The 12170-nt window shown below is 63.9% G+C and carries 11 protein-coding genes; 6 read left to right on the forward strand and 5 right to left on the reverse strand.

Translation table 11 applies throughout. The features are described 5' to 3' along the window. Positions 1 to 67 precede the first annotated feature (67 nt). From glpA to AArcSl_RS12535, 4 genes are all read left to right on the forward strand, one after another. The gene (gene glpA / locus AArcSl_RS12520; RefSeq protein ID WP_119819800.1) at positions 68 to 1786 is read left to right on the forward strand and encodes an anaerobic glycerol-3-phosphate dehydrogenase subunit GlpA; all 1719 of its coding nucleotides are present in this window, start codon (positions 68 to 70) and stop codon (positions 1784 to 1786) included. Continuing rightward, on the forward strand, positions 1776 to 3167 hold the full coding sequence (glpB, locus tag AArcSl_RS12525; protein ID WP_119821975.1) for a glycerol-3-phosphate dehydrogenase subunit GlpB: 1392 nt from the start codon (positions 1776 to 1778) through the stop codon (positions 3165 to 3167). The genes glpA and glpB overlap by 11 nt, the downstream gene beginning before the upstream one ends. Then, complete coding sequence (locus tag AArcSl_RS12530) at positions 3164 to 4453, forward strand: anaerobic glycerol-3-phosphate dehydrogenase subunit C (protein ID WP_119819803.1); 1290 nt, start codon at positions 3164 to 3166, stop codon at positions 4451 to 4453. Before glpB ends, AArcSl_RS12530 begins: the two co-directional genes overlap by 4 nt. Before the next feature lie 105 nt (positions 4454 to 4558). Next, entirely contained in the window at positions 4559 to 5980 is a 1422-nt protein-coding gene (locus tag AArcSl_RS12535) for a CRTAC1 family protein (RefSeq protein WP_119819806.1), read from the forward strand. A 594-nt stretch (positions 5981 to 6574) separates the two neighbouring features. On the opposite strand, the gene AArcSl_RS12540 is transcribed toward AArcSl_RS12535, so the two are convergent. The 5 genes from AArcSl_RS12540 to yqeC form a co-directional block, all read right to left on the reverse strand. Further along, positions 6575 to 6772: a 30S ribosomal protein S17e gene (locus AArcSl_RS12540; protein WP_119819809.1), complete on the reverse strand. Its 198-nt coding sequence runs from the start codon at positions 6770 to 6772 to the stop codon at positions 6575 to 6577. A gap of 234 nt (positions 6773 to 7006) precedes the next feature. Beyond that, positions 7007 to 7606, reverse strand: a complete 600-nt coding sequence (locus tag AArcSl_RS12545) for a nucleotidyltransferase family protein (protein WP_119819812.1) — start codon at positions 7604 to 7606, stop codon at positions 7007 to 7009. Continuing rightward, positions 7603 to 8823 (reverse strand): molybdopterin molybdotransferase MoeA, encoded by a 1221-nt coding sequence (locus AArcSl_RS12550; RefSeq protein ID WP_119819815.1) that lies wholly within the window; start codon positions 8821 to 8823, stop codon positions 7603 to 7605. Before AArcSl_RS12550 ends, AArcSl_RS12545 begins: the two co-directional genes overlap by 4 nt. A gap of 96 nt (positions 8824 to 8919) precedes the next feature. Next, on the reverse strand, positions 8920 to 9966 hold the full coding sequence (locus AArcSl_RS12555) for a PLP-dependent cysteine synthase family protein (protein ID WP_119819818.1): 1047 nt from the start codon (positions 9964 to 9966) through the stop codon (positions 8920 to 8922). Between the two features lie 36 nt (positions 9967 to 10002). Then, positions 10003 to 10761: a selenium cofactor biosynthesis protein YqeC gene (gene yqeC, locus AArcSl_RS12560; protein WP_119819821.1), complete on the reverse strand. Its 759-nt coding sequence runs from the start codon at positions 10759 to 10761 to the stop codon at positions 10003 to 10005. Between the two features lie 101 nt (positions 10762 to 10862). Between yqeC and AArcSl_RS12565 the strand changes: the two genes are divergently transcribed. Continuing rightward, positions 10863 to 11105 (forward strand): sulfurtransferase TusA family protein, encoded by a 243-nt coding sequence (locus AArcSl_RS12565; protein WP_119819824.1) that lies wholly within the window; start codon positions 10863 to 10865, stop codon positions 11103 to 11105. A 3-nt stretch (positions 11106 to 11108) separates the two neighbouring features. Then, positions 11109 to 12164, forward strand: coding sequence for a selenide, water dikinase SelD (gene selD, locus AArcSl_RS12570; RefSeq protein ID WP_119819826.1), 1056 nt, complete (start codon positions 11109 to 11111; stop codon positions 12162 to 12164). Positions 12165 to 12170: the final 6 nt, after the last annotated feature.

Raw genomic sequence — 12170 nt, forward strand, 5'->3', positions numbered from 1 at the left:
AAACGTTATCGACGCTCCGGAATCGGAGATAACATAAAGTGCGTGCGCACGAACCCTCGAAACAGAAATGACCCAATCAGCCGACGTGATCGTCGTCGGCGGCGGATCGACCGGCTGCGGTATCGTCAGGGATCTGGCGATGCGCGGGCTGGACGCCGCCCTCGTCGAGAAGGGGAACCTGACTCACGGGACGACCGGGCGAATGCACGGGCTGCTCCACAGCGGGGGACGCTACGCGGTGTCGGACCGGAAGAGCGCCCGGGAATGTATGGCGGAAAACCGGGTTCTGCGGGAGATCGCCGGCCACTGCATCGAGGAGACAGGCGGGCTGTTCGTGAAACGCCCCGAGGACAGCGAGGAGTACTTCGAACAGAAGCTCGAGGGATGCAGGGAGTGTGACATTCCGGCGGAGGTTATCTCCGGCGAGGAGGCCCGACGGCGGGAGCCGTATCTCGCGGCGGACGTCGACAAAGCCATCACCGTTCCCGACGCGGCGATCGACCCCTTCCGGCTGTGTGTTGCCAACGCTGCCGACGCACAGGACCACGGGGCCCGGATCGAAACCCACGCCGAAGTCGTCGACGTGCTCGTCGAAGACGGGGAAGTCGTCGGCGTGGAGGTCGAACACGACTCGGGACCGGGGAAACGAGTCCATCGGACGCCGGGCACGACCGAGCGCATCTATGCCGACCACGTGGTGAACGCGACCGGCGCGTGGGCCGGCCGGATCGGCGAGCACGCGGGCGTCGACATCGAGGTCAGACCGTCGAAGGGCGTGATGACGGTGATGAACGTCCGGCAGGTCGACACCGTCATCAACCGGTGTCGTCCCAAGGGCGACGCCGACATCGTCGTCCCCCACGAGACGGCGTGCATCCTCGGCACCACCGACGAGGAAGTCGACGACCCCGAGGAGTATCCGGAAGAGCAGTGGGAAGTCGACCTGATGATCGACACGCTTGCAGAGCTGCTTCCGGTGCTCCGGGAGTCGCGAACACTGCGGTCGTTCTGGGGCGTCCGGCCGCTTTATGAACCCCCGGGAACGGGGACCGACGACCCGACCGATATTACCAGGGACTACTTCCTTTTGGATCACGACGAGCGGGACGACCTCCCCGGATTGACGACTGTCGTCGGCGGAAAGCTCACCACCTACCGCCTGATGGCCGAGGACGTCACAGACCACGTCTGCGATCGCCTGGGGATCGACGCCGACTGTGAAACTGCGGATCGGCCGCTCCCCGGTTCCGAGGACCCCATGGCGCTCGAGAAGTATATGAATCAGTTCGGCCTGCGTTCGCCGGTGAGTCGGCGGAGCGTCCAGCGGCTCGGATCGCGGTCGCCCGACGTGCTCGACACCGACGACCCGAACCCGGTCGTCTGCGAGTGCGAGGCGGTCACCCGCGCGGAACTCCAGGACGCGATAACGCAGGCGGGATCTGACCTCAACGCGGTTCGTCTCCGTACCCGGGCCTCGATGGGGAACTGTCAGGGCGGCTTCTGTAGCCATCGGATGGCGGCAGAACTGTATCCGGAGTACGGGGAGGCTGTCGCCCGTGAGGCGCGCGAGGAGCTGTATCGGGAGCGGTTTAAAGGCGTCAGACACTCGCTTTGGGGCGAACAACTCTCGCAGGCGATGCTCACGCACATGCTCCATGCGACGACGATGAATCACGACTGTGATCCTGCCGGCCGGCGGGAAGAAGCGGGTGGATCGGGGATCGACTTCGGCGAGTTCGACCATGGAGCCGAACGCGACGCGTCGGGAGGGAGCCATGGCGCTTGAAAGCGACGTACTAGTGATCGGGGGTGGGCTCGCGGGAACGACAGCCGCAATCGCGGCCACACGAGAGGGTGCAGACGTCAGACTCGTCTCGTACAAGAAAAGCACCCTCCGACAGTCGTCCGGACTCATTGATGCGCTCGGGTACGTTCCCGAACGCGATGGCGACAGTGTCGACTCCGAACGCGATGGCGACAGTGTCGATTCCGGTTCAGGCACCGCGCTCCGCGGTCCGATCGTCGATCCGTTCGGCGCGATCGACGATCTTCCCGAGGAGCACCCCTACTCGGTCGTCGGCGCAGACGCCGTCGAAGCTGGGTTCGCGCTGTTCGACGACCTCGTCGGCGACGCTTACCGGGGGGGACACACCGATACCAACGCGCTCTTCCCGACGTTCGGCGGGACCATCAAACCGACCGCCCGGTATCCGGCGGCGACGGCGGCCGGGGTGGCGAGCGACGATCGCCCGATGTTCGTCGTCGGGTTCCGGTCGCTCACGGCGTACGACGCGGGCGCCCTCGCTGACGGACTGTCGTCGTCGGGTGTCCCGTTCCCGGTGTCGGGCGCGGAGGTCGAGTTCGCCGCGGCGTTCCGGGACGACGCGAAGATCACCCGATTCGCCAGGGCGCTCGACGACGACGAGCCGATCGAGGGGGTTCCCGCCCGAAAAGCGCTGGCGGCGGCGGTCGAACCGCACCTCTCGGAGTTCACCGATTCGGTTGCCGACACCGCCGAAATCCGGGTCGGATTCCCCGCGTTCCTCGGCGAGGACAGGGCTGCCGACGTCCGGGAGGAACTCGGGGATCGACTCGGGGCAGCCGTGTTCGAGATCCCGATGGGACCGCCGAACCTCCCGGGACTCCGACTCGAAGCCCTGTTGCTCGAGGAACTGGACGCGGCGGGAGTCAGCTTCGAGACGGGCGTGAAAGCCGTCGATCGAACGGTCGGAGCAGACGGCGCCGTCGAGGCGGTCCTCGTCGATCGGAACGGAACCCGGGTCCCCTACGCCGCCGACGCCGTCGTTCTCGCGACGGGTGGGCTGATCGGCAAGGGGCTCCAATCGGATCGCAAACGGGTGACCGAACCCGTCTTCGACTGTCCGGTCTCCCACCCGGCCGACCGGTACGATTGGTTCGTCGACGACGCGTTCGGCGGCCATCCGTTCGCCCGGTTCGGCCTCGCGACGGACGACCGGCTCCGCCCCGTCGATCCGACCGGAAACGGCGACCCGGAGTATCCGAACCTGTTTGCCGCCGGCGCAGTGCTCGGCGGTGCCGACGTCGCCCGGGAGAAGTCGGCAAGCGGTGTCTCCCTGGCCACCGGCGTCGTCGCCGGGAGGGGTGCAGCCGCTGTCGCGAACGACACACTGGAGGCAAACCGATGAGCAAACACCAGCCACCATGCGACGACGAGGCGACCGAACCGATCGAGGTGTTCCCCGAGGGGGCACTGGATCTCCGGGCGGGCGCGGACGCCTGCTACAAGTGTACGACCTGCGAGACGTCGTGTCCGGTCGCGGAGGTAGACGACGAGTTCCCCGGGCCGAAGTTCCAGGGGCCCGAACAGTGGCGGCTCAAGCGGAAGGAGGATCAAGACATCGACGATTCGATCCTCTCGTGCTCGAACTGCCTCCGCTGTGATAACGCCTGTCCCTCGGAGGTGCCACTGTCTCAGATGCACAACGAGGCCCGGGGCGAGTACGTCGACGAACAGATGACCAAACTCTCCCGGGAGTACGTCCGGAACCGGATCCTGGCGAACTACGGGTTGCTTGCAGGTATCGGAAGCAAGGTCCCGCGGTTGGTCAACTTCGTCATGGGATTGGGCGTGACCCGAAAGCTCAACGAGAAACTGCTCGGCCTCCCGAGCGAGCGGGAGTTCCCGGCGTTCGCGACACAGACGTTCCGGGAGTGGTGGCGCAAGCGTGGCGGCGCGCAGGTCGAAAGCGACGACAAGCGGGTGGCGTACTTCCACGGCTGTTATTCCAACTACAACACCCCCGAAGTCGGCAAGGCGATGGTTCGGGTGTTCGAGGCGTTCGGGTACGAGGTACTCGTTCCCGAACAGCGGTGTTCGGGGACGCCGATGTTCGCAAATGGGATGCTTTCGGACGCACGGCGGGCCGCCGAAACGAACGTCGAGTCGCTCGCGGCGGCGATCGACGACGGGGCCGACGTCGTCGCCTCCTGTACCTCGTGTTCGCTCTCCCTGCGCACGGAGTATCCCGAACTGTTCGACATCGACCGGATCGACGACGTCTCCGAGCACACCTACGAGGCGCTCGAGTATCTCCGGATCCACGAGGACCTCGAATCGGCTGTCGCGGACGCCGAGGTCGACCATCCTGCGCTGGCGTATCACGCGCCCTGTCACGCGCGAAACCAGGGGCTCGACCGACAGGCTGTCGAACTGTTCCGCGAGGTCGACGGCGTCTCGATCGAGGACGTCGGCGACTCCTGTTCGGGGATCTCGGGAACGTACGGCTGGAAGGCCGAGAAGTACGAGGCGTCGATGGCGATCGGCGAGGAGATGTTCCACCACATGGAAGCGGCCGACGGCGAGGTCGGCATGACCGAATGTCCGACCTGCGCGATGCAGATGGAACACGGAACCGGCTACGAGATCAAACATCCGTTGCAGGTGCTCGAGGCGGCGCTGGTCCCGGAGTGACCTCGGATTGGTCGGTCTCTCGACCGTCGCTTGCGGTTCGATACATGGTTCATATCTGTGAGGTTAACCCGTGTGTTCTTATCCGGTGACCTGTGAGGGCGGGGTATGTTCCGAGACGTCTCCGACCGCCTGGTCGACGACGGGGCGATGCGCGGCTACGGTGCTGCGGTGACCCCGGGGCGGCGGGGACCGATCGCATTCGTCTGCGGGTACGATGGAGCCAATCGGTTGTACCAGCCCGCAGACGGTTCCGACACCGGCGGAAACCTGGTCGATGTCGCCTGTGGGATCGTCGCCGATTCGGGGCGACACGCCATCGGCGTCGCCGCCGCGGATCTCGACGCCGACGGCTGTGAGGAGCTGTACGTCCACAACACCGACACGTTCGACGGAGTGACCGCCGACGGTGACTTACTTCTGGATCGGGCCTCGGCCGACCGCGACGTCTGGCGGGACGTGTTCGCACTCGACGTAAACGAGGGCCGGGAGAACTTCCGATCCGGGCGCTCCGTCGCCGCAGTCGACCGGTTCGGAACCGGGCAGTACGGCGTGGCGATCGCCTCCCACGGCAGCGAACTCCGTTACTACGAACTCGGCGAGGACGGGGAGCTGACCGACATGGCACCGGCGCTCGGCGTCGATGTCGTCTGTGAGGGACGATCGGTGTGTGCGGGACCGGTCGTCTCGGAGGGAATGGACCTCTATCTCGGGGTCGAGGGGGGCCCCAACCGCCTCTTCGAAAACGGCGGCGGGAGCTTCACGGAAATCGACGCCGGAGTCGGCCTCGCGGATCCGAGCGAGAACGCCAGGGGCCTCGCGCTCGTCGGGACCACGGATTCGGTCGACGCCGGAGAGACCACGCAGCCGCCTCGGCGTGCAGACGCGGGTGCGTTCGAACTCGCGGTCGGTAACTGGGAGGGTCCGGGCCGAATCTTTCGAGCGTCCGATTCGGGATTCGAGGACGTTGCGCCGTCGGGGTTTTCCCGCCCTGCCTCCACCCGGACGTTGATCGCTGCCGACTTCGACAACGACGGGCACGTGGAACTGTTCCGGAACTGCCTGGGCGAACCGAACGGGCTGTTCCGCCGGAGACCCGACGGCTGGACGGAACTCGATACGGGCGACGCACTGGAGCCTGACGGGTTCGGGACGGGGGCGGTCGTCGCGGATTTCGACCGCGACGGGACGCTGGAACTGCTCGTCGTCCACGGAGAGGTTACTGCACAGCCACCCAGTCTCTATGACGTCCCAAACGAAAACGACTGGCTCCGGGTGGCGCCCAAAACAGTTCACGGGGCGCCCGCACGGGGTGCGGTCGTCGAACTCGAGACGGACGATGTCCGGACGCGACGACTCGTTGCGGCCGGCTCCAACTACCTCTGCCAGTCTGAACCGGTTGCACACTTCGGCCTGGGGAAGGCGGCCCCGCGACGTGTACGTGTGTGGTGGCCCGGCGGATACGAGACGACGATCGACTCGCCCGAGACCTGTCGGGAACTCGTCGTCGACCATCCACGAGATCGATAGCGGTTCGACCACCGAAAACAGGGCCACCGCACAGTTGACCCCAACTTTCGCGAGCGTGACGGGTCCGAAATCTCACCGTAGGCGGCACGTCTGGTTCAAGGTAAATAATTTGATTATACGACCTTATTATAACTTTTCATAGTATAGTTTGCGGACGTATGATACCGCTCATTCTTCGGACAGATCAGACACCTCAAAAGAGGGAGTCGGGTTATACACGAGGATTTCGAAAGATCCTCAATAGCGATGTGTTCGTTGGAAGTAATCCCACTAATTAACCTAAAACATCGGCTTAAAGGCAACAATTTTTCAGTTTTTAATATTTTAGTGGAGAATGTGGCTGTTGTTCCTGGCGCATATGGCCGATCAAAAGCCCAGTAGACGTCGTTCGCTGCTGTCGAATGAGCCAGTAGACGTCGTTCGCTGCTGTCGAACCAGTCGACGACGATCGTGGCTGTCGAATGAGACAACACACGGAGTGCACTGTGTCATTATTATAAATACACATAGTATTATTTTATTCTGATAGTATTGGAAATACAGCGAGAACACATACGTTCGACAGGCTTCGCTATGCGCAGGATGCAGTGCCGACTACCGCGAGGGCTGCGTCTGCCGTTGTTTTTTTCTCGTAATGTAGCCAGCTACTCGATTTCGCACCCGCTTTGACCCGATATCAGTCAGACGCTCTACATGAGTCTTGTTCTCGCCGAAATCCTCGTCGAACGTGTCCGGATTGTTCCGCAGCAGTTCGTCACCGATCGTTATCACGTCGGTTGGATCGATAGACATGTAATTTGTAGGGGCTTTCTCGGATCCAGCTATTGAATCTTCCGCTGCTCCGACGTTCGAGGGCATGCTGTGAATCTGATCCCTTTTATCGCACCCGGGTTATGAAGAGTTCGATCCGGTCTGCTGGCTTCATAATGATTATTCTAGGCCGTAACCGGACGATCGGCCACCCGATGGGCCGATCGACCGGTAAATCGCTACAATAATCATGACCAGTCGACGCGTGGGCCACCGTCAGTCGAGATCCGTTTCACGATCGACGTCCCGTATGACGCCGGGGTCGTCGACGGGCACGGGCGTCGATCCGGGGTGTGTCTCCACCAGCCGTCGCCCGCCGCGGTCGCCGGTAACGGATCGCAGGGCGTCGAAATGTTCACCGGAAAACAGCACCGGATTCCCTCTCTCCCCCTCGAAGCTCGGCCACAGTATCGATCCCTCACTGTTCTCGTGGGCTTCGATCAGGGAGTCGACGGTGGTGGGGTCCACGAACGGCATGTCCCCGAGCCCGAAGACGGCGGCGGACCAGCCGCGATCGACAGCGTGATCCACGCCCGTTCGAACCGACGTGCTCTGACCCTCGCTGAACCGTTCGTTTCGTCTCACCGCCACTGGAAGGTCCTCGACGAGCGCCGCGATCCGATCCGCCTCGAATCCCACGATGACGACCACTTCCTCGAGTCGGGATCGGAGGAGGCAACGCGTCGCACGGCGGACGATCGGTTCTCCGTCGAGTTCCACTGCGAGTTTGTTTCCTCCCTCGAATCGGGATGACGTTCCGGCGGCAAGCACGACACCACCCACCTCCACTGTGTCGCTGCCGCTGTTTCGGGTCATGGCTCCAGAACGGTGTGCGGTGTCACATCAACGGTCGATCCCTGCTCGAAGCCGTCTTCCGTCAGGACGAATCCGTCGGCCCGCGTCGCACGTGTACTCGAGGAGAGAACGCTCGGATCGAACGTGTCCCCGTACACGTCCAGTTCCGACGTGGCGTGTCCCAACGGGATTGCGTCGCCGTCGCGCAACCGCACGGGAATCGCGTACTCGAATCCCGGGACGGACACGGTCACGTCGGCGGCGGCGGTCGCCGGTATCGTCGCGATGTCGTCGGTTTCCGTGAAGAACGGCCGCACGACCAGCGACGCCACCGTGTGTGCACCGACAGGTTTTCCCGGAATCGCGAACGCGACCGCGTCGTGGTCGGGGAGCCGAGCCGCAGCGAGCGGCTTCCCGGGTCGAATACGCACCCGGTGAAAGATGACTTCGCCGAGGGAATCCAGGGCGCGAATCACGTGGTCCTTCTTGCCCACGCTCGTTCCGCCGGTCGTCATGACGACGTCGTGGGACGCAGCCGTCTCCTCGATCGCACGGACGACGCGATCGTATTCGTCGGGAGCTGAGCCTTCGACAGTCGGGACGTGTCCCCACGATCGAACGAGCGCTGCGAGCATGGGGCTATCGAGATCTCGCGATCGCCCCTCGTGGATCTCCGTGCCCGTCGCGACGAGTCCGACATCGAAGGGATCGCAGGTACTGACGGACTCGATTCCGAGATCATGGAGGAGTATGGCGTCCCGTGGGGCCAGTTGCTCTCCCGGTTCGAACAGTTGTTCGCCCGCCGAGACGTTGCTTCCCTGCTCGTAGACGTAGGTGCCAGGTTCGATCTCCGGACCGGAGAGTGTCCCGTTCTCGACGGTCGCTTCCTCCTTTTTGAGTACGGCGTTCGCACGCTCGGGGATCGGCGCCCCGGTGGCGACCCGAACAGCCTGGTCGACCTCGATCGTCGGCGGGTCGTCCTCCGGGAACACCGCAAACTCGACGACCTCGAACGGGTACGCCTCGGTCGCGTCGAACGCGTACCCGTCCATGGTGGCTGTGGACCGCGTCGGATCGTCGCGCTGTGCTCGAACGGACTCTGCGAGCACGCGGCCGGAGCACGCCTCGGTGACGGACACCCGCCTCGCTTTTCGCCCCTCGAGGGATTCCTCCCGGAGGGTCTCCACGAGGGACACAGCCTCCCGTCGGGTCACCATCTCATCGTGACTGTGAGTCATACTTGCACATTATACAGCAGGAATAAATCGATTCCGGCTCCCCGATCGCCGCAGATCGGCGTCTCGGTGCTTACTGGTGCTGCTTGTGCCGGCCGATCACTCGATGATGTCCCAGCCGCTCTGGTACTCCTCGAGCACGGATTTCGAGTAGTCGTCGAGGGGGTGTTCCCGGTCGGGAACCTCTACCTCGTAGTCGGGTTCGAAGAGCTTCGTGGTAAAGTAGCGGTGACCGGTGTCACAGATGATGGTGACGACCTCGTCGATCTCCTCCCGCTCGTTTGCGAGTCGGATCGCGCCCTCGATGTTCGCACCGCTGGAGATTCCACAGAAGACACCCTCCTCTTCGGCGAGGGTGCGGGAACGGTCGATCGCGGCCTGGCTCTCTACTGTAACGACGCCGTCCATGATCTCGGGATCCAGGTTCTCCGGGACGAACCCGTCGCCGATGCCTTCGATCTCGTGGGATCCCCACTCGCGACAGCGCAACAGGGGGGCCTCCTTCGGCTCGAGCGCGTAGATGGCCGCGTCGGGGTCCTCTTCCTGGAGCACTCGACCGACACCGGTCATCGTTCCGCCGGTACCCTGCCCGGCAACGAACGCGTCGGGGGCGTGTCCCAGCTGATCGAGGATCTCCGGACCGGTCGTTTTCTCGTGTGCAAGGGGGTTGTCCTCGTTCGTGAACTGGTTCGGGAACCAGTAGCGATCCGGCTCCTCCTCGAGCATTTCTTCGACCTTCTCGAGGGAGAGGTCGACGTCGCTTTCTGCGCCCGGGGTCTCGACGAGCTCCCCGCCGAACGCCCGGATCACCTTCTTTCGTTCCTCACTCATCCCTTCCGGCATCACGACGGTAACGTCGTATCCCAGTCGGGTTCCGACGAACGTACACGCGATACCGGCGTTGCCGGTCGACGTCTCCAGGATCTCCATCCCGGGTTCGAGGTCGCCCCGCTCCTGTGCGGCGGTGATCATCTCCCGGTAGATCCGGTCTTTGATGCTCGAGGACGGGTTGAAGTACTCGAGCTTCCCGTAAATCCGTCCGTCCGCCTCTTGGCTTGCGCTCTCGATTTCGATCAGCGGCGTGTTTCCGATCGTGGAGAAAATGTCAGGCTGACTATCGTCAGTGTCACTACTGGTTTCGCTCATACCCAGTCGAATCGACGGTGTGGCGGTACTTATAGGTTAGTTCTCCGGGACTGGTTCGAGCCAATCCTCGACGAACGAGGAGACGAACCCGGCAGAGAAGGCGTCCGTGCGCCGAAACGTCTCCCGAACGAGACTGCGGGCGAGGTGTCGCTGCTCCGTCGTATCTGCCTTGTTCACGAGGAGAACGGCCCTCGCGCGCTCCGGGATGTCTTTGGCGCCGCCGCGTTCGCTCGCGAGTACCGCTGCCATCGACTCCGGCGAGAGTGGATCGCCTCTCTCGATCCCCGCGATCTCGGCGACGCGTTCGGGGCGGTGCACACAGCCCGTATCGTTGGGTCGACCGGCGGCTGTAACCGAGGCAACCACCACAACGACCGTACTTCGGGTCGGAATAACCGGCTCCCCCGGACCGGGAGCTTTGAATTCGCGGCGGCGCGCCCCGTCGGCTTTGACGAGCACCCAGTCCAGCGCGTTGCTGTCGTACAGGTCGTCGATCGACTCGGGATCGAAGCCTCGAACCTTCTTATCTGCTCGATCGGGGTCGAAAACCCATTCGCTCGCGACCGCGATCGGCGCAGTTCGTCCGGAAACCGCGGAGGACACCGTTTCCGGCGGGACACAAACGAGAGGAATCTCCGGTGGCGGCGGCATGTGTGTCGTCGTCGTGTATCCGGGAACCAGCCCCCGTGAATCCGCTTCCCGGGCGAGTTTCCCCATCGCGGTCTTCTTGCCCCCCGCCCCGACGAAGGAGACGAGTTCCCGGTCGCCGAGTTCGAGGGCGTCGGAGAGGTTCATACGTCCGGGTTCGGGTGTTCGGGGATTAATCTTACGCGGGGGCATACCCAGGGATCGATCGGGACAACAGCATTATAGTTCCGCTCGGCCTACCTCGGGACATGAAACGCGTGGACGTAACGGGAGAGATCTGTCCGAGGCCGGCGCTCATCGTTCGGGAGGAGTTGGCCTCGATGGAGACCGGCGACGAGCTGCTCGTCGAAGGTGATTACCCGCCCGCCGAGGACAACCTGCGCCGAGCCTGCACGAGACACGGCTTCGAGGTCGAATCCGCTGACGGTTCCGACGACACGTTCGAACTCAAGATCAGGGCGACCGACGACGCGTCGATCCCGGAGGCGTGACTGATGCAATCAGAAAAGAGAGATGACGGCTCCGACGACAACGACCGTGACGGTTCCCCCCGACTGACCCAGTACGCCGAACTACACGGCTGTTCCTGTAAGGTCGGTCAGGACGATCTCGACGCACTGCTGGCGGAGACGGGGCCGTTCGACCCGAACGACGATCTTCTGTTCGGGGTCGGCGAAGACGCCGCGGCGCGGCAGCTAACTGAGGACCTGGCCATGGTAACGACGATCGACTTCTTCACGCCGATCGTCGACGACCCGTACGACTTCGGACGCGTGGCGGCGTGCAACGCCGCGAGCGACGCGTTCGCCACGGGGGCGGTCGACAACCTCACCGGTCTGGTAGCGATGGGGCTGCCCCGCGAACTGACCGACACCGCAGCGGAGATCCTCGCCGGGATCGTCGACGCGTTCGAAGCGATGGACGGCGTCGTCGCCGGGGGTCACACGACCCTGAACCCGTGGCCGTTTGCGGGCGCGGCAGTGACGGCGACGGCGTCGCCGGACGACCTTCTCACCGCATCCGGTGCCTCGCCCGGCGAGAGGCTCTATCTCACCAAACCGCTGGGGACCCAGCCGGCGATGGGGAGTCTCCGCGTCCGGGATGAGGAGTTCGAAGCGACCGTCAAGAACGCCTGTCCGCGGCCGGTCGAGGACGTCGGCCGGGAGGCGATAGAGTGGATGACGTCGCCGAACCGGGAGGGGGCCCGGATCGTTCGCGAGTACGCAACGACGGCGACCGACGTCACGGGGTTCGGTCTGCTCGGTCAGGCGCGAATCATCGCGGAGCGATCCGGGGTCGGCATCGAGATCACCGAGTTCCCGGTCATCGAGGGAACCCTGGAACTCTCCCGGCTCTTCGGCTACGGCCTCGAATCGGGCGAAAGCGCGGAAACCAGCGGGGGGCTCCTCGTTTCAGTCCCGGCCGACCGGGCTGAACAACTGGAGGCCTCCCTCTCCCGTGCGGACGTGTTCTTCCATCCGATCGGGCGCGTGACCGACGGGGAGAACGCCTCCATCGCAGATCCGTCGATTTCCGAAGTCACCCGATAGCGTTCA

The sequence above is a fragment of the Halalkaliarchaeum desulfuricum genome (genome assembly GCF_002952775.1).
Taxonomy (GTDB): Archaea; Halobacteriota; Halobacteria; order Halobacteriales; family Haloferacaceae; genus Halalkaliarchaeum; species Halalkaliarchaeum desulfuricum.

Coding starts and splice junctions, on each gene's coding strand:
- glpA (WP_119819800.1), top strand. CDS start 68: ATGACCCAATCAGCCGACGTGATCGTCGTCGGCGGCGGATCGACCGGC.
- glpB (WP_119821975.1), top strand. CDS start 1,776: ATGGCGCTTGAAAGCGACGTACTAGTGATCGGGGGTGGGCTCGCGGGA.
- AArcSl_RS12530 (WP_119819803.1), top strand. CDS start 3,164: ATGAGCAAACACCAGCCACCATGCGACGACGAGGCGACCGAACCGATC.
- AArcSl_RS12535 (WP_119819806.1), top strand. CDS start 4,559: ATGTTCCGAGACGTCTCCGACCGCCTGGTCGACGACGGGGCGATGCGC.
- AArcSl_RS12540 (WP_119819809.1), bottom strand. CDS start 6,772: ATGTCTATCGATCCAACCGACGTGATAACGATCGGTGACGAACTGCTG.
- AArcSl_RS12545 (WP_119819812.1), bottom strand. CDS start 7,606: ATGACCCGAAACAGCGGCAGCGACACAGTGGAGGTGGGTGGTGTCGTG.
- AArcSl_RS12550 (WP_119819815.1), bottom strand. CDS start 8,823: ATGACTCACAGTCACGATGAGATGGTGACCCGACGGGAGGCTGTGTCC.
- AArcSl_RS12555 (WP_119819818.1), bottom strand. CDS start 9,966: ATGAGCGAAACCAGTAGTGACACTGACGATAGTCAGCCTGACATTTTC.
- yqeC (WP_119819821.1), bottom strand. CDS start 10,761: ATGAACCTCTCCGACGCCCTCGAACTCGGCGACCGGGAACTCGTCTCC.
- AArcSl_RS12565 (WP_119819824.1), top strand. CDS start 10,863: ATGAAACGCGTGGACGTAACGGGAGAGATCTGTCCGAGGCCGGCGCTC.
- selD (WP_119819826.1), top strand. CDS start 11,109: ATGCAATCAGAAAAGAGAGATGACGGCTCCGACGACAACGACCGTGAC.